This is a genomic window from Chryseobacterium vietnamense, assembly GCF_031454475.1.
Taxonomy (GTDB): domain Bacteria; phylum Bacteroidota; class Bacteroidia; order Flavobacteriales; family Weeksellaceae; genus Chryseobacterium; species Chryseobacterium vietnamense.
In genome coordinates, this window is sequence record NZ_JAVDQX010000001.1 from 119283 (window position 1) to 135270 (window position 15988).

The window sequence follows — 15988 nt, forward strand, 5'->3', positions numbered from 1 at the left end:
TCCGACAGGCTCAGGGTGAAGAAACTGGAATACCAGCCGAAATTTTTAAGCGCTGTCAGGCTGAGTCTGTCGAAGCCATTATTACTAAAAGGGATAGGTCAAAAAAAAAGAAATTATGGCTTACAGTACTGAACTTGCCGACCGTGTACGTGAACGGCTTTCCATGGAAAATAATATAGAGATCGAGGAAAAGAAAATGTTTAGCGGACTGTCTTTTTTGGTGAACGGAAAGATGTGCATCAACATCAGCCATGACAATCTGATGTGCCGCTACAATCCCGAAATGGAAGATGAGGTTTCGGAAAAAAAAGGCTTCCTGCCGATGATCATGAAAGGGAAACAGTTAAATGGATATTGCTACGTTGAACCCATTGGTTTTAAAAAAGCAGATGATTTTGAATACTGGATCAGAATCTGCCTGGATTATAATCCGATGGCGAAGGCGGCGAAGAAGTGAGTTTTTGGGTTTGAGAGTGAGAGAGGTTGAGAGTTTGAGGGTGAGAGTGTATGTAAGAGTGGGAGAGATGAAGTTCACCAATCCCACCATTCTTCACTGATCATTTATCATTTATCACTGATCATTTATCATTCATGATGATACAGTTTTTCTCTGATCTGAATTAATATTTTTGTTGTTTTCTCAAGATCCGGTTGGTTGGGTAGAGTGGAAGTGGAATAATGATTTTCTATAGATTGAATAAGATCTTCTGCCTTTTGCATTACACTTTCATAAGATTGGTTGCCAGCTTTAATATCTAACAGTTCGTCGCGGTTTTCTACACGGACCTTCAGTGAACCGGTTTTAAAAATCTGTTCACAAGACTGCAGCAAACGGATGGTGTGCATCATATTTTTGCTGTCGTAATTTTGTCCGTGGGTCTGATTGACATTGTAACGGTCTTCATTACGCTCAGCCACCCATTTCCAGTATTCCCTGTAGTCTTTGCAATACACAGAATAAGCATCCAGATTGCAAAACAGATAAGCAACCGGTTTTTCATCTTTAGGAACAGAGGATACAGAAACCTGATTGGCTTCTTCATTCTGTATAACTCCTTTATATCCCAACGTTCCCGATTCATCATAAAATAAAGCATACATTCCCTTGGTATGATCAATGTTTATCAATCCACAATTTTCCTGTGAGAGACCACCCCGTCCACCAGAGGAGGGCAATTCATTCAGCCATTTTTTCAATGGTACAGCGCCTTGTCCCTCAAGAATGAAGCAGAAATCCAAAATAGATTTTCTCTCTTTATCAATCGGATTTACAATCTTTTTATTGAGACCTTTTGCCTTTTTAATCTGGGAAACGGCATAGCCTGCAAAGGTATCTTTGCATAGTTTTGACACAAAATCCTCCGTTTTCAGCAGATCCATCAGCGGATGCTTATATTGAATGCAATCTTCCGGACTTGCCAGGATTTCCAGGATATTAGGATTATTCTTCTGCAACAGTTCTACAAACCTCCCGATTTCATAATAGGTAATATCATTCGTCTCATTGGAAATCTGCGGAACAGAATTCAGCCCAAAGAAATCTTCCTTCGGCAGATAATACACCCCGCGGATATCCGTATCCGAATTCTCTGTCGCCAACCCAAAAGCTCTGCTTCCGGAAATGGCTTCGAAGAGGAGGAGGTTATTGTTTTTTAGGTCTTGGATGGTCATTTTAGCTAATTACAGATTTTTAGATTAATTTTTTTGATTCCAGTTTTTTAATTAAAAAATTACGTTCTTCTTCTGAAGTACTATCAAGAATGAGTGTGAAGCCTTCAGGATATAGTTTGGCGTGGACAAGATTCGAAATGTTTTTCCAAAGAGAATGATAACGGTCAGAACATTCAATAATGAAATCATAATCTGGAAGACCTTTTGAAATTAAACTAATATTCTTTGTATAATATCCTATGGCTGGAAGGTGTTTGTAATCTTGATACTCCTCAAAAAAAGCTTGTTGCTCTATAAAAGTTTCAAAAAATTCAAAATAAAAGATATAATCATTGCTGACATTATCTTTTATAGCAATTCTTCCATCTTCCGAAATGCAAAGTCCATCACAAATAGGGAATAGAACTTGCTCTTCACATAGAAAGGTTTTGATTGTCTCATGCTCTTTTAATTTGACAGGGTTGAAAATATGAATAACATTATTATTTATGATAAGTCCGGAATATATTTCTTGAAATCTAAGGATCTCAGAATAATTTTTGATGGAATATAAGGATAAATGATTTTCTATCTCCTTTTTATCAATATAAAACTCGTCTTTTCGTTCTTTTCTTTTTAAAAAATTAAGAGCTCTTTCAGATAGTTGTTTCATAAGTTATTATAATTGTAATATCTCCCTAAAAACCCTCTCCATCTCGCCCTTATCCGCCTTTCCTCCTGATAAACCTTTCGATTTCTCTTCATTCTCACCGATTGTTTTCTCCAGAAAATCAAACAGTTCCCAATCATTCGGGTGGTAATAAGATTCTCCTTTGGTTGCTTTTAAGGCAACGAGATCTTCTATTTTCCGTCTGGTTTTGTTATCTGTTAAAACAAGCAGTTCACTGAACAGTACAGGAGGAACCGTTCCTTTTTCTATGATCCATTTTCCTGTTAATGTGGTTCGTAAACAATAAAAATAACTTTTTAATTTTACTTCATCAGCTCTGCAGGCTTCCAGATATTTCTTGCTCATACTTAAATAATGATAAGAGACCGCTACCGGAGAAAAGCAGGCATCTGCCAAAGGTTTAAAGAGTTCTACAAACTTTTCATCCGCTTTATAAACGATAGGAGAATAAAACCAACTCAGCAACGCTGCGTTCGACTTAAGTAAAAGGTGAAAAGTCTTTCTCAGATCCCAGCCGGAACCGTCCAGATCATCTTCTGTCATAAATTCTATCGTTTCATCCTTATCCCAGGGAGAAAGATACCAGTCTTTTTCATGACGGTATATAAAACGTATATCATAATCACTGTCAGGAGATGCAAAACCCCATGCTCTGCTCCCTGATTCTACGGCAAGAAGCACTTCTATGCCTCGTGCTGCTTCAACTTCTTTTATTTTTTCAAGTATTTTTGGTGTCATTGTTTTTGTATTGATGATGCAAAGTAATGGGTGAAGTGCGCAATGTTCTTACGTTGTATTTTTGCGAGATTCGGGAGTCGTGATTCGGGTTGTGAGGTGCGAGGGTTTGATAGTTATAGAGATGAGAAAGTTTATAAAAGTATGATTTTTAGCTTCCTGCTTCAGGCCTCCAGCTTCCAGCCCTTAAAAACTACAGACAAACACTGCAAAATTCTTCCTATTTTACTAATATTGCATTTTTCCATTTAACATAAGTATCAACATCCATGTTATCATCAGAATTACAGCATAAAATTGATTTTAAAACAAAGCCCTTAGGCGCACTGGGACATCTTGAGCATATTGCCCACAAAATAGGAATGGTACAGAAAACTATTTCACCGCAGTTATTGAATCCTCATATGGTGGTTTTTGCAGCCGACCATGGGATTGCTGCTGCAGGAGTAAGTGCCTATCCACAGGAAGTAACCTATCAGATGGTGATGAATTTCCTGGGTGGAGGTGCTGCCATCAATGTTTTTTGCAGACAGAATGATATTAAGATCAAAATCGTGGATGCCGGAGTCAATTTTGATTTTCCGGATGGATTGGATCTGGTAGATAAAAAGGTTAGAAAATCCAGCCGTAATATTCTGGAAGAACCTGCCATGACCTCTGAAGAATATCAGCAGGCTCTTAAAAACGGAAAGTCTGTGGTTGCTGATATTGCGAAAAAAGGCTGCAATATTATTGGCTTTGGAGAAATGGGAATCGGGAATACTTCCGCGTCTTCTTTGATGATGAGCAAGCTCTTTGATATTCCAGTTACCCATTGTGTAGGACGTGGAACCGGATTAAATGATCATCAGCTGGACAACAAGATCAGTATTTTAAAAGAAGCTATTGAAAAATATCCGGCTGAAATGACTGAGGATGAAATCGCACAGACCTTTGGAGGATTAGAAATTGCCCAAATGATTGGAGCCATAGAAGAAGCTTATCACCACAATATGCTGATTATGGTAGATGGATTTATCGCCACTGTTGCTGTAGCCACCGTATGGAAAAAGAATCCTGAAGTATTGAATAACTGTATCTTCTGCCATGTAAGCAATGAAAATGCCCATCCTCAGCTGTTGGGACTGATGAGAGAACAGGCTATTCTCAATCTGAATCTACGCCTCGGAGAAGGAACAGGTTGTGCATTGGCCTATCCGATTATTCAAAGTGCTGTTAACTTCCTGAATGAAATGTCAAGCTTTGAAGACGCCCATATTTCCAACAAATCATCTTAACTTTATATAATAAGAAAGGGGCAATGAAGCCCCCTTTTTATCTTAAAATCAAATACTTAATAAGTATGTTCAACATCTTTCCCTGTAAACATCATTCTTACAGGTTTATTTTGAATAGCATCCTCATTGAATTTATATGAATTGAATATCTGCATCGTAGGAATATATCTGTATAAACCATCATCTACCATATACAGTTTCCCGGTATTGGTGTTTCTTACCAGTTGTGTTCCTGAAGTGATGTCAGCACCTCTTTCTCCGGTATAATCTTCTATATTTACTTTAAAAACCAGATAGGCTTTACCCTGAACAGCAAACAGATTATTGATCACTGCAAAAGATTCGATACGTCTCAGGGTACTTTCAAATACAATGTATAAAGCTCCTGTCGCATTATCCTGAAAAAACTGTCCGTCACGAACCCTATAGGCTTTAGGCTCTGAATCTTTTAAATAGAAAGCGACTCCTTCATATTCATAGCCGTCTTTTCCATCTCCCAGCTCATTCTTGTCTCTGGTGTAGAAGTGTGTTTTTTTATCACCATTGAAGTACCTGTAAATAGGAAAGCTTCCTGGCTCATCACCATTATAGCTGGTACCGAGATTTCTTTTTTCCCAATTGCTTTGTCCCACTAATTCATTAGGATTAGTCGTTAAAACAAGATCATTAGTTCCTGTGTGAAACCATCTTGTAATAACCGGACCGGGTCCGTCTGCAGAACCTAATAATCTCTCCTGAAAATAATAGTCCAGGCCAGAATACGATTTAGGAAGTTCGGATGGTAATGGAGAGGTATTGTACAGGTGTTTTTTGGTAAGATTACTGTAAAAACCGTAAATAGGATTTGTTAAATAGAAAGATTTGGACCAGATTCCTGCAGGTGGAGGAGTTGGGGTGTCAGGAGTATCTCTGAAACCTCCTTTGGCTAGCATGTTACTACCAGATGCATTTAAAGCCTGTGCTTCCTTTACATTGTCCAGCTCATCACCGGGAGCTGAACAGCTTACGATGGATATAAGGCATAATCCAGCGAAATACGCTTTTTTCATTTGTTCTTTTTTCATGGTTATTATGGTGCAAAACTAAAAATACTTCAGAAATAAAAAGGATAAATTTCAGGTGATAAGATTCATGTTTTCTATTTTTTTAACCGATCTCTTTATCGTTGTTAAAAGCTTTCCTAATTTTACGGAAATTGATTAATCCAATTTTTGTTAAAAAAGAATAGATGAAAATTCTCAAGAATGAACTGATTTACTTTGCGACAGCATTAATGTTTTTCACAAGAATCCCGGTTCCGTTTACGATTCCTTACTCCAGTGAGATTATGAATAAATCCCAGAAATATTTTGCCTGGGTCGGACTTTTGGTGGGGGTAATCAATGCTGCGGTGCTTTATCTTTTTATGATCCTTTTTAACCTCGAAATAGGAATTGTTGTCATGATGATTTCAAGTGTTCTGCTGACAGGAGCCTTTCATGAAGATGGCTTTACAGATATGTGCGACAGTTTCGGAGGCGGATATGGAAAAGAAAAAATTCTGACGATTATGAAAGACAGTAGAGTAGGAGCATATGGAACCATAGGGATTATCTTACTTTTTGCTTTAAAGTTTTACAGTATTCAGGCTTTGGGAATGGCTGATCCGTTGGGTGTTTTATGCATTGTTGTTTTAGGTCATACGGTAAGCCGGTTTATTTCAGGAACGATGATCTACACTCATCAGTATGTCACTGATATTGATGTAAGCAAATCAAAACCTCTGGCCAATAAACCTTTGGATGGAATGGCTTTGCTGGTAGGGTTTATCAGTGTGTTAGCTGCTTTTACCCTGTTTCCGGACTGGCATTTGATTTTTGCTTTTGCGCTCGCGTATTTAGGGAAAATATATATGGGCTGGTATTTTAAAAAACATATCGGCGGTTACACGGGAGATTGCCTGGGTTCGGTACAGCAGGTTTGTGAAGTTTTATTTTATTTAGGAACAATCATCGTATGGAAATTCATGTAATCCGGCATACTGCTGTTGCAAATCCGGAAAACCTATGTTATGGTTTTGCTGAAATACCTTTACAGAAAGGATATATCGAAGATTTTAAAATGTTGGAAATAGACAAAGATTATGATGTAATTGTTTCAAGTCCTTCTCAACGCTGCTGTCTTTTAGCCGATTTTTTTAAGTTTGATTATCAGACAGATGAAAGACTTCGTGAAATGAATTTCGGGAGCTGGGAGCTCAAAAAATGGACGGATATTCCTGAAGATGAAATTAATCCATGGTACAAAGATTTTGTCAATGTTAAAGCTTCCGGAGGTGAAAATCTTCTCGAAATGCAGACCCGCGTCCTCAGCTTCTGGCAGGATTTGATTTGGAAAAAAGATAAGGAGAAAGTACTCATTATTACCCATGCCGGAGTCATTCGTCTTATCCTTCAGGCTGTGCTTCAGTTTCCGCTAGAGAATATGTTTACTATTCAGATTGATTATGGAAAGAAAGTGATTATTCATGTGAATGAAGGAGTTTTTTCCGTGAAAAAGGTGAATGTATAGTGACCGTTCTTATTCAATAGGAACGGACTTTAGTCCGTTTAATAAAGATTACAATTTTCAAACGGCTTTAGCCGAAACTTAAGCTGTTTGTAATAGAATACATTAGGTAATTCTTGAATTTTAGAGGATGGATTCCTACGGAATGACAAGCTGTGTGGATAGACCATCATTACAAATGTGTCACATTCCGCAGGAATCCAGCCTTCTTTTACCAAAAGTACAATCCTGACCAGTCTCCCAACTGAAGACGTGAAAATTCCCCTCCCTCGGAGGGGTGGCGAAAATTCAAAGAATTTTTGACGGGGTGGTTCTCAACATTTCCCCAACCTTATCATCACAAAAAACGCCACCTGATACCATCAGATGACGTCATAGGATTTATTTAAAAACCCTGATAAAACTATCTTTTTCCAGACTTTCCAGTGAGAAATCAAAATCAGCTTCCGCTTTTTCTGCAGTAATCTCGCCTCCAAGCTCTTTGATAAGCGCATTGAAAGACATCGCTTCATACCATTGCTGGTATAATGCACTTGTTGCCATCGCAGAAATCTGGCTGTTTCCTGAAACATGAGAATGTCCGGCTCCGAAATTCAACAGTACAAAACATTGCTTTTCGTTCTTAGCTACAAGCATTCCCAGAATCATCTGCTTCTGAACAGAATTACATCTCGCTTCAGCAAAGAGATGGTTAGGATTCATCATATAATCGTAGGAAATATCATCTCCTTTTCCGATCACAATTTTATATCCACAGTTGGCATCTCCGCAGAAAACGTTATTCATGACCAATGTTGGTTCACAAAGCCCTTTATTGGCATAAAGATATTCAACAGCACCGTTAGGAGCAGAAGTCATATCTCCTGAATACATCAGTTGTCCGTTACCGTGGTTATAAGCGGCATTCCAACCTATTTTTCCTGCGATATTCAATCCTGAAAGATCAAGGTCATTGGCTCCCCATTGATCTTCCCAATAAATACCTACCGCCAGTCTGTCCGCATAAAAACGGGTTCCGGTAGGGATATTTCCTACAAACATTTTTTCAGAAGTTGGCAACGCAAATTCTATATTCTCAGGGAAATAAAATTTCTTTCCGGAAAGACTTTCATATTTCAGTTTCAGATAATCCATGATAAAATCATAATTGAACTGATTCACGTAAGTTTCCTTACCTTTTTTAGTCCATGATTTCCCGTTTCTGACTCTGTAAACAAAAGTATCCTGACCATACATTCTTGAATAACAAGCTGATAATGCTTTGAATAATGCAAACGGTGTTGCATTTTCCAGCCAGTGCCAGTCGCTGTTTTCCAGTAATGTATTGGTAGCATCATTCAAAGGATTTGAAATCAAAGGTTTATGATGCACTTTAGACAGCTTTGATATTTTGTTGATTGCTTTTGGTGCTCTGTTTTTATACGCCAGGAATAACGGCTTGAATCTGTTGAAAATTTCTGCCATTTTTTCCATTCCAAAGCTTTCAAACAAGTAGGTCGGATTGAAATTACTCTGCTTAATTAAATTAATCAGATCATCATTTTTGATTAAAAGCGTTGTATTAGTCGTTTTATAAATGACATAACGGAAAAACTCAACAGGATTTTCAGGATAAATATTATAAAGGTCAGCTATTTTTATAACCGCTTCTTTATTTCTGATATTTTCTTTTCCTGTAAAATCATATTCCAGCTCCGTATGTAAAACAGAAAGCAAATCATCAATGGTTTCTTCTTTTAAAGCAATACCTGATCTTAAAAGAGCAAGACATTTTTCCTGCATTTCTTCTGCAGAATAAGCTTTGATAACTTTAAAAGAAAGCTTCATATCGGGAACATTCAGTATTTCATCAGGAATATAAATTTCACTTTGGAAATCACTTCCATAGGTTGAAATATAATGTTTCAGCTGTTCAAAAAATAAATCAATTCTGGAAGTGTTCTTTATTTTATTCCAGGATTTGTGAAAGGTTTTATTCAAATCATTTCCATTCAGTTTTTCCTTTGCATAATAAGAAATGATCTCACTTTTTGCCCACAGAGCATCCGGTTCAATGATGAAACCATCATCAGAAAGAAATGGCTTTTCATAGGATTTTCTGGCTAGTACAGCATTGAATAATTGTAGTGTTTTCATTGTTTTAATTTTAAAAAATAAGTGAGGAGTAGATTCATTAAAAGTGAAGGGTATAGGAACTCCTTTTACCTATAGTTTATAAAAAGCGGGGAGTAATTTATCCAAAAAATATAGGAACTCCGTTTGCCTTATAATTTGTAAAAAGGCGGAAAGTAAATCTGGAAATATAGGAACTTTCTTTGCCTTGAGTTTTTTCTTTAAAATAATTTTTTAGTGCTGTGAAACTTGGGTTGTTGTTTTTATTTAAACCTTACGGGTTTCTAAAACCCGTAAGGTTTGAGTACACTTTTAAAAATTATGCTTTTCTGAATTTCTTCTTTTTCTTCCACGGAGCATTCTTCTGCACGTCTCCTGCCATGATACATCCGTAAGGCATCACTTCATCCAGAACTTCACAAAGTCCGTATTCTTCTATCTGTGCTCTAACGTTCTTCGCACTCTTATAAGCGCTCGGAAGTTCAGAAATATCAACTTCATTGGAGTAGAATCGGATATCCAATCCTGCTGTTTCCTCATTGAAGATCTCCTCGGTTGTCTTATGAGCCAAAGATCTCTTATGCTGGCTTCTGCTGAAATTTCTTCCAGCTCCATGTGGTGCAAAACCTAAGTTTCTTTCGTTCGTTTTTCCCTGAACAATCAATACCGGCTCCGCCATATTCAACGGAATCAGTCTTGGTCCCGTAATATCAGGCATGAATTTATCATCCAGTGGAGTAGCTCCTTTTGCGTGGTAGAACAGGTCTCCATCTTTGAAAACGAAGTTATGTTCGTTCCAATATCTGTTTTCCTTCTCCATTTCCAGCTTGTTCAGCACGGCATCATGAAGAGAAGTATGGTTTTCTTTCGTCCATTGTCTTATCAATTGCAGTGCTTCCCAATAAGATTTTCCTTCTTCAGTATCATAAGGGATCCAGGCGTTTTCTCTTAATGTTTCAGGGGAAATTTCCTGTCTGAAACGGTTGGCAACCTTCATTCCTTTATCATATAAAGCAGCTCCCGGTGCTCTTGATCCGTGATGGGTTACCATCATGGTATTACCTGTATTCTTAGAAATTCCAACGAATAGGAAATGGTTTCCGTCTCCCTGGGTTCCCATATGAGAACGGGCAATGCTGATCAGTTTTTCATCATTTAAGAATACATTTTCTCTGAAAGCATCCATCAGTTCCTGAGACATCGGCATCTGTTCACCTCTTGGTCTTCCTCCATATCCGAAATGCGTTACGGAATGTGCTGCATCCAGGACATCTTTAGGATTGGTTTTTCCAAAATCTGTCAGCATCACTGAACAACAGATATCAGCACTATGGAATCCAGGGTGAATGGCATTTTGAGCCACTACCACACCTCCCACCGGAATCTGACCTTCAGGACCTGTAGGACAGGCATCAGGCATTAAAGCTCCGCCAACCAGAGTAGGGGTTTTCATCAGAACTTTCATCGTTTTGATTACTTTTTCCACATTATCATTTTCACTTTCGTGTTCTGCACGGATGTTGATCATAAAATCTTTAGCCGTTTCATGAAGTGGAATAAGATCAGGTTGTTTGAATTGTACCAGATATTCTGCGATCTGATCTTCATCCAGATTATTCTCATTGATATAGCTAATGGCATCTTTAAACCATTTTGCTGGTCTATATCCTAATTCGATTAAATGATTTCCATTAAATTCCATTTTGTTTCATTTTGATGATGCAAAGTAATATCATTATTGCGCAATAGTTTTGCGTAGATAAAGAAATTTTAATTATTTTTACAAAAATTAATTAAAAAGATGAAAAAAGCCCTTTGGCAGATTCTTAAATAGTATATAATTAAAAAAACAAGGCTTATGGTATTATTAGAACAGTTAAAACATTTCCCGGAAACGATCCAGTTTAATGATGTGATCGCTCATATTGATGAGCATTATGAATTTACTCCTACCGCATTTCAAAACGGTGATACCACTAATCAGGCCGGACAGAACAACGGTTCTTGCAAGGTTTTCAGCTTTGCAAGCATTAAGGATCTGACGAAAGAAGAAACACTTTGGCTGTTTGGTGAGTTTTACAGAGAGGATGTTTTGAAAAATCCTGAAGGAACTGATCATCAGAATATCCGGAACTTTATGAAATTCGGCTGGGAAGGAATTACTTTTGATGACAATGCGTTAAAAGAAAAATAATTGTAAGAAGAGCAGAAAGAAAAAGCAATTTTTTATTTAAAAACACCCAATCATTAAACACTAAGGTATGTCATCCAATAAAAATGCTCTGATCCGGTATAAAACATTAGATAGATGTCTTAAAAATAAATACAGGAAATATACGCTAGAAGATCTTATTGATGAATGTTCAGAAGCATTATTTGAATTTGAGGGAAAAGAATCTTATGTAAGTAAGAGAACTGTTCAGCTTGATCTTCAGAATATGCGGAGCGAAAAGTTCGGATACGAGGCTCCTATCGAAGTTTACGAAAGAAAATATTACCGTTACAGTGATCCGGAATACAGTATTCATAATATTTCTGTGAATGAAAGTGATCTGAAAGCAATGAATAACGCCGTTCAGATTTTAAAACAGTTCAAAGATTTTTCCATGTTCAAAGAAATGAATGGGGTTATTCAGAAACTGGAAGATTCTATTCACTCCACCAACCAGAAATCTATTATTCATTTGGATAAAAATGAACAATTAAAAGGCCTGGAACATATTGATATTCTGTACGAAAGTATTGCCAATAAAAAAGTACTTAAGATTCTTTACAAAAGCTTTACGGCAAGGGAGTCCAATATTTTTACGGTACATCCGCAGCTACTGAAAGAGTTCAACAACCGCTGGTTTCTGATCTGTCTTTATAAACAGAAAATGTATAATCTGGCATTGGACAGAATGGAAAGTATCGAAACAGATGATAGTCTTGTATATATTGACAAGGAACTGGATGGCGATGAATATTTCAAAGATATTGTTGGGGTAACTGTTTCAGAGTCTATGGATCCGAGGAATGTTATCTTTTGGGTAGATTCGGGAAATGCTCCTTATGTGAAAACCAAACCGCTGCATAAAAGTCAGGAGATCTTAAAGGAAGATCATGATGGAACGCTGTTTAAAATATGTGTTCAGATCAATTTTGAGCTGGAAAGATTATTGCTTGGGTTTGGAGACTCTCTGATTGTACATAAACCCAAAAAACTACGGCTGAAAATGGAGGAAAAGTTTAGTGCAGGCAGTAAAAATTATCAGAATCTGATTGTTCCCGAGGAAAACTAAATTATTTTAAATGTTCTATTTACAAGGCTTTATTGAAGATAATTTATTTTCACATTTTATCTTGGCTTGGAAATTGTATTATTAACTTAACAATACCAAATTAATTATGAAATCAAGAATATTTAAAGCATTAATTGCAATTATAGCACCGCTGGCGATAGAGTATATCGTGAAAAAGATATCTGAGAAAATAGATAAAAAACAGGAAGAAAAAGAGAGCGAAAAAAAGCAGATTACGGCTTAAACGTAAAAGTAGTTTAAATTTAAAATTATTGAAAAGAGACTGTCATAACCAGGTACAGTCTCTTTTTTTGTTAATGGATGTTTTTGATGAATGTTGAAAACCACCCCGTCAAAAATTCTTTGAATTTTTGCCACCGTCCGATGGAGGGGAATGTTTTCAGCTGAGGTATGGGTCAGGATTGTGTTTTTGGGAAAAGAAGGCTGGATTCCTACGGAATGACAAGCTGAGGGATAGATCACCATTCCAATTGTGTCATTCCGTAGGAATCTGAACATACTTATTATCCATTCTTTTTAGAGCCATGCTTCTAAAAAAACTTTTGTGACTTTTGCGGTTTCGGTTTCCCTACACAAAATCATAAATCCCATCTTTCCATCCCAGTACTTTGGAAGAGTCTGCCTTAAGCCAGTTTTTAAGGATTGTTGCATATACCTTTCTGAAGTCTTCCTTATAAATAAGATCGCCCTCGTTCAGATTCTGAAGGTCAGGAAGTGCGTTTAACAGCCCTTTTTTCTTAAGATTTCCGCTGATGAAGAACATTTGATTGGCGGTTCCATGATCTGTCCCATTACTGGCGTTTTGCGCCACGCGACGTCCAAACTCTGAAAATGTCATCAGCAGTATATTTTTAAAGAGTCCGTTGCTTTTCATATCGGCAACAAATGATTTTACCGACTCGTTGATATCATCAAATAACTTTTTCTGTCTGTCATTCTGATTGACATGCGTATCAAAACTTCCTACAGAAAGATAGTACACCTGAGTATTAATATCTGATTTTATCAAAGAAGCAACCGTTTTAAAATCTTTTCCTAACTGGGAATTGGGGTAAACCTGCTCTGTTTTTTTAGCTTTGCTTTTTTCAAAAATATAATCAGCATTATTGATGGTTGAGCCTAAAGTCTGATATAGATAAGACACCGTTTCATCATCGTGATGATGATCGTAGAGAGATTTAAAATACTTTTCCTGGCTGGTCTGATACAGCCTTTTAGGATCTTTAAAGGCAAAAGCTTTGTTATTTTCCCCTTTTAAAGCAAGACTTAGCATGTCATCTACTTCCAGCGCCTGAGTTGGGTGTTCACAGCGATAACATTCTTCATCCAGAAAACGGCCTAGCCAGCCTGTTTCCAAGAATTGATCACTTCTGCTTGCTGACTGCCAGATATCCATACTTCTGAAATGGGACTTATCCGGGTTGGGGTATCCCACGTTATTCATCACAGAAAGCTCCCCGTTATCAAAAAGTTCTTTAAAATAGGAGAGAGCAGGATTGATTCCCGCTTCATCGGTAAGCGGTATAGCATTCCGAATGGCCAGGGTCTTCCTTTCCTTGAAATAAATATCATTTTTAGCCGGAATAATGGTATTCAGGCCATCATTTCCACCTGTAAACTGAAGAACAACCAGAATGTTCTGATCAGGATTCAGGGCCTCGTCCAGAGTCATAGCCTTTAAAAAATTCGGCATCAGCAAAGAAGCGGTAGCCAACGAACTTATTTTGAGGAATTCTCTTCTTTTGATTAACATAATTTTGCTTTTAGGAGTTAAGGTGGCAGATAAAAGGTTGCAGGTAGCGGGTAGTAAGTTATGGGCTGGGCTGCATTACATTTTTTATAGCAGTAAATCAGGGGTAGGCAAGTTATACTGCGCAGCTATTACCTGCTACCTGCAACCTAAAACCTCCTACCTAACATAACTGGTATTCCGGAGTAGACATCAGGTTAATAATATTCATTTTTATACTCTTATCTGAAAAATTCCTTACAGAATTCATGTCCAGACTATGCGTATTCTGCAGAAGATAGTCTTCACAGTTTTTATGGGCGAAAAGCTTTTCAATACGATTCCAGTCGATGGTGATATTCGGGTTTTTAAAGCTTTTGTTTAAAGCCGTTTCCCTGGATTTCATTCCCATGTCTATGTCGTCATCCTGGCGGGGACTGTATTCCAAAGGTCGAAGTCCGGACCAGATTTGAGGAATCTGAAGCCTGAGCATCAGAGTAGAGCTGTCGATCCAGGATTTTCCATTCGGCCATCCCGATACATTGGGCGGATAAAGGAGCATTTGTCCCAATAATTTCTGATAAACGATGAGGTTTTCAGGATTTTGAATTTGCATAGGAAGAATTCGCATGATTCCTGCCATCAGTTCTACAGGGGACTTTATACGATTACCTATATTCTTCTGATCATAAAACCATGGGCTTGAAAATATCTCAGTCATCAGTTTTTTGATGTCATATCCTGAATTGTAAAAGTTTGCACTGAGTGTATTAACCATATCCTGATCTGGTTTTTCATTCACGAAGAATTTATAAATCTTCGTTGTAATAAACTGTGCCGTAGCTTTTTGCTCCAAAATAATATTTAAAACATCACTTCCATCAAAATTACCCGTTTTTCCCAGAAAAGTTTTAGTGCCTTCATCATGAAGATTTTTCCTTTCCTTAAAATTCCCTTCCTTATCATAGCTCCATCCGGTGAAAGCTCTGGCTCCTTCTCTCACATTTTTTTCAGTGTAATTCCCTCTTCCCATAGTAAACAGTTCCATCACTTCTCGGGCAAAATTTTCATTAGGATGATCTTTTTTATTCTGCTGATTATTCAGAAAGTTAAGCATCGCCGGTGATTGGCTTACCTCAAAAAGCAGATCTTTGAAATTGCCGAGTGCGTTTTTCCTGATCGTATTTAAAAGCTGTTTGTTGAACTTTGGATTGATCACTCTTGAAGCAAAGTGTCCATGCCAGAAAAATGCCATCTTTTCCCGCATCTGTTCCTTGCTGTTAACGATGGAGTTCAGGAAATTCAGGTTGAGTTCATTATTTTGTTCCCTGTTGATCCGCTGCATTTCTTTTTTCTTTTCTGCAGGAGCTGTACTGTTCATATAATCTGCTGCTGAAACCGGATCGGGTGTGTCGTAAGTGATTTCTTTGAAGCTTTCTTCTTTAAATAATTCATTTATTAACGTTTTACTATTTTTATTTTTCAAATCATCAATTTGATTAATACCAACACCAAAACCTGCGCGCCAAAGAAGATGCTTGTTTTTTAATAATGAATCAGCCATCATGGAGAATTTATTTTTTGATGTATTTTGAAGAAAAAGGTTAAAATGATAACGGGTTAAGGATTGTTAATATTATTTTAGGCTGGAAGCTGGAAGTTATGGTGTAAAGAAAGGAGAAATTTCTCTTTACTTTAATTATAACAGATAGGAGTTTCATATAACAGAATATTGCTTCAACCTTCCATCTTCTTGCTTCCATTTCTTTTTTTCTATAATTCACTTTTCGCTGTTGATTTTTTGATAAATTTTGTTAAACAAATATTTAAATTTTGTTAAAATTAATATATTGATATTCATTATATTATGAATTTTATGCGTGTTAAAATCAAAGAAAAATGCTTGCTTGGCATGATTTTTACATCCTCTTGTTTAGTAAAATTT

General features: G+C 37.1%; 15 protein-coding genes. 7 read left to right on the plus strand and 8 right to left on the minus strand.

The features are described 5' to 3' along the window. Positions 1–115: 115 nt before the first annotated feature. Positions 116–457 (plus strand): TfoX/Sxy family protein, encoded by a 342-nt coding sequence (locus J2786_RS00545; RefSeq protein WP_047432686.1) that lies wholly within the window; start codon positions 116–118, stop codon positions 455–457. Between the two features lie 128 nt (positions 458–585). Here J2786_RS00545 and J2786_RS00550 read toward each other — a convergent pair whose 3' ends face one another. The 3 genes from J2786_RS00550 to J2786_RS00560 are packed head-to-tail and all read right to left on the minus strand — an operon-like array spanning position 586 to position 3079. Next, a complete protein-coding gene (locus tag J2786_RS00550; RefSeq protein ID WP_047432684.1) occupies positions 586–1671 on the minus strand; it encodes a nucleotidyltransferase domain-containing protein in 1086 nt (361 codons plus the stop codon). A gap of 19 nt (positions 1672–1690) precedes the next feature. Then, the gene (locus J2786_RS00555) at positions 1691–2323 is read right to left on the minus strand and encodes a hypothetical protein (RefSeq protein ID WP_047432682.1); all 633 of its coding nucleotides are present in this window, start codon (positions 2321–2323) and stop codon (positions 1691–1693) included. 6 nt (positions 2324–2329) lie between these two features. Continuing rightward, positions 2330–3079 carry a nucleotidyltransferase domain-containing protein gene (locus tag J2786_RS00560; RefSeq protein WP_047432680.1) on the minus strand — a complete coding sequence of 250 codons (750 nt, stop codon included), beginning with the start codon at positions 3077–3079 and terminating at the stop codon, positions 2330–2332. A gap of 266 nt (positions 3080–3345) precedes the next feature. Here J2786_RS00560 and cobT point away from each other — a divergent pair, with 266 nt between their 5' ends. Then, positions 3346–4353: a nicotinate-nucleotide--dimethylbenzimidazole phosphoribosyltransferase gene (gene cobT, locus J2786_RS00565; RefSeq protein ID WP_047432678.1), complete on the plus strand. Its 1008-nt coding sequence runs from the start codon at positions 3346–3348 to the stop codon at positions 4351–4353. A 56-nt stretch (positions 4354–4409) separates the two neighbouring features. Here cobT and J2786_RS00570 read toward each other — a convergent pair whose 3' ends face one another. Continuing rightward, positions 4410–5417, minus strand: coding sequence for a hypothetical protein (locus tag J2786_RS00570; RefSeq protein ID WP_047432676.1), 1008 nt, complete (start codon positions 5415–5417; stop codon positions 4410–4412). A 164-nt stretch (positions 5418–5581) separates the two neighbouring features. Here J2786_RS00570 and J2786_RS00575 point away from each other — a divergent pair, with 164 nt between their 5' ends. Both J2786_RS00575 and J2786_RS00580 read left to right on the plus strand, forming a co-directional pair. After that, on the plus strand, positions 5582–6364 hold the full coding sequence (locus J2786_RS00575) for an adenosylcobinamide-GDP ribazoletransferase (RefSeq protein WP_047432674.1): 783 nt from the start codon (positions 5582–5584) through the stop codon (positions 6362–6364). Beyond that, positions 6349–6903: a histidine phosphatase family protein gene (locus J2786_RS00580; protein ID WP_047432672.1), complete on the plus strand. Its 555-nt coding sequence runs from the start codon at positions 6349–6351 to the stop codon at positions 6901–6903. The genes J2786_RS00575 and J2786_RS00580 overlap by 16 nt, the downstream gene beginning before the upstream one ends. Positions 6904–7281: 378 nt before the next feature. Here J2786_RS00580 and J2786_RS00585 read toward each other — a convergent pair whose 3' ends face one another. Next, the gene (locus J2786_RS00585) at positions 7282–9036 is read right to left on the minus strand and encodes a hypothetical protein (protein WP_047432670.1); all 1755 of its coding nucleotides are present in this window, start codon (positions 9034–9036) and stop codon (positions 7282–7284) included. Positions 9037–9331: 295 nt separating this feature from the next. Beyond that, positions 9332–10132 carry an RtcB family protein gene (locus tag J2786_RS23030; protein ID WP_374709946.1) on the minus strand — a complete coding sequence of 267 codons (801 nt, stop codon included), beginning with the start codon at positions 10130–10132 and terminating at the stop codon, positions 9332–9334. A gap of 738 nt (positions 10133–10870) precedes the next feature. Between J2786_RS23030 and J2786_RS00595 the strand changes: the two genes are divergently transcribed. The 3 genes from J2786_RS00595 (at position 10871) to J2786_RS00605 (ending at position 12537) form a co-directional block, all read left to right on the plus strand. Next, entirely contained in the window at positions 10871–11206 is a 336-nt protein-coding gene (locus tag J2786_RS00595) for a HopJ type III effector protein (protein ID WP_047432665.1), read from the plus strand. 67 nt (positions 11207–11273) lie between these two features. Then, the gene (locus J2786_RS00600; protein ID WP_047432663.1) at positions 11274–12293 is read left to right on the plus strand and encodes a helix-turn-helix transcriptional regulator; all 1020 of its coding nucleotides are present in this window, start codon (positions 11274–11276) and stop codon (positions 12291–12293) included. A gap of 106 nt (positions 12294–12399) precedes the next feature. Continuing rightward, entirely contained in the window at positions 12400–12537 is a 138-nt protein-coding gene (locus J2786_RS00605; protein ID WP_167497810.1) for a hypothetical protein, read from the plus strand. A 345-nt stretch (positions 12538–12882) separates the two neighbouring features. On the opposite strand, the gene J2786_RS00610 is transcribed toward J2786_RS00605, so the two are convergent. Then, positions 12883–14067, minus strand: a complete 1185-nt coding sequence (locus J2786_RS00610; protein WP_047432657.1) for a DUF1501 domain-containing protein — start codon at positions 14065–14067, stop codon at positions 12883–12885. 160 nt (positions 14068–14227) lie between these two features. Next, on the minus strand, positions 14228–15610 hold the full coding sequence (locus J2786_RS00615) for a DUF1800 domain-containing protein (RefSeq protein ID WP_310023610.1): 1383 nt from the start codon (positions 15608–15610) through the stop codon (positions 14228–14230). Positions 15611–15988 lie beyond the last annotated feature (378 nt).

Bases quoted from the DNA above. Each gene is read 5' to 3' on its own strand.
- J2786_RS00595 (WP_047432665.1), top strand. From the start codon at position 10,871: ATGGTATTATTAGAACAGTTAAAACATTTCCCGGAAACGATCCAGTTT.
- J2786_RS00545 (WP_047432686.1), top strand. From the start codon at position 116: ATGGCTTACAGTACTGAACTTGCCGACCGTGTACGTGAACGGCTTTCC.
- J2786_RS00560 (WP_047432680.1), bottom strand. From the start codon at position 3,079: ATGACACCAAAAATACTTGAAAAAATAAAAGAAGTTGAAGCAGCACGA.
- J2786_RS23030 (WP_374709946.1), bottom strand. From the start codon at position 10,132: ATGGGAACCCAGGGAGACGGAAACCATTTCCTATTCGTTGGAATTTCT.
- J2786_RS00585 (WP_047432670.1), bottom strand. From the start codon at position 9,036: ATGAAAACACTACAATTATTCAATGCTGTACTAGCCAGAAAATCCTAT.
- J2786_RS00555 (WP_047432682.1), bottom strand. From the start codon at position 2,323: ATGAAACAACTATCTGAAAGAGCTCTTAATTTTTTAAAAAGAAAAGAA.
- cobT (WP_047432678.1), top strand. From the start codon at position 3,346: ATGTTATCATCAGAATTACAGCATAAAATTGATTTTAAAACAAAGCCC.
- J2786_RS00615 (WP_310023610.1), bottom strand. From the start codon at position 15,610: ATGATGGCTGATTCATTATTAAAAAACAAGCATCTTCTTTGGCGCGCA.
- J2786_RS00575 (WP_047432674.1), top strand. From the start codon at position 5,582: ATGAAAATTCTCAAGAATGAACTGATTTACTTTGCGACAGCATTAATG.
- J2786_RS00580 (WP_047432672.1), top strand. From the start codon at position 6,349: ATGGAAATTCATGTAATCCGGCATACTGCTGTTGCAAATCCGGAAAAC.
- J2786_RS00605 (WP_167497810.1), top strand. From the start codon at position 12,400: ATGAAATCAAGAATATTTAAAGCATTAATTGCAATTATAGCACCGCTG.
- J2786_RS00600 (WP_047432663.1), top strand. From the start codon at position 11,274: ATGTCATCCAATAAAAATGCTCTGATCCGGTATAAAACATTAGATAGA.
- J2786_RS00550 (WP_047432684.1), bottom strand. From the start codon at position 1,671: ATGACCATCCAAGACCTAAAAAACAATAACCTCCTCCTCTTCGAAGCC.
- J2786_RS00610 (WP_047432657.1), bottom strand. From the start codon at position 14,067: ATGTTAATCAAAAGAAGAGAATTCCTCAAAATAAGTTCGTTGGCTACC.
- J2786_RS00570 (WP_047432676.1), bottom strand. From the start codon at position 5,417: ATGAAAAAAGAACAAATGAAAAAAGCGTATTTCGCTGGATTATGCCTT.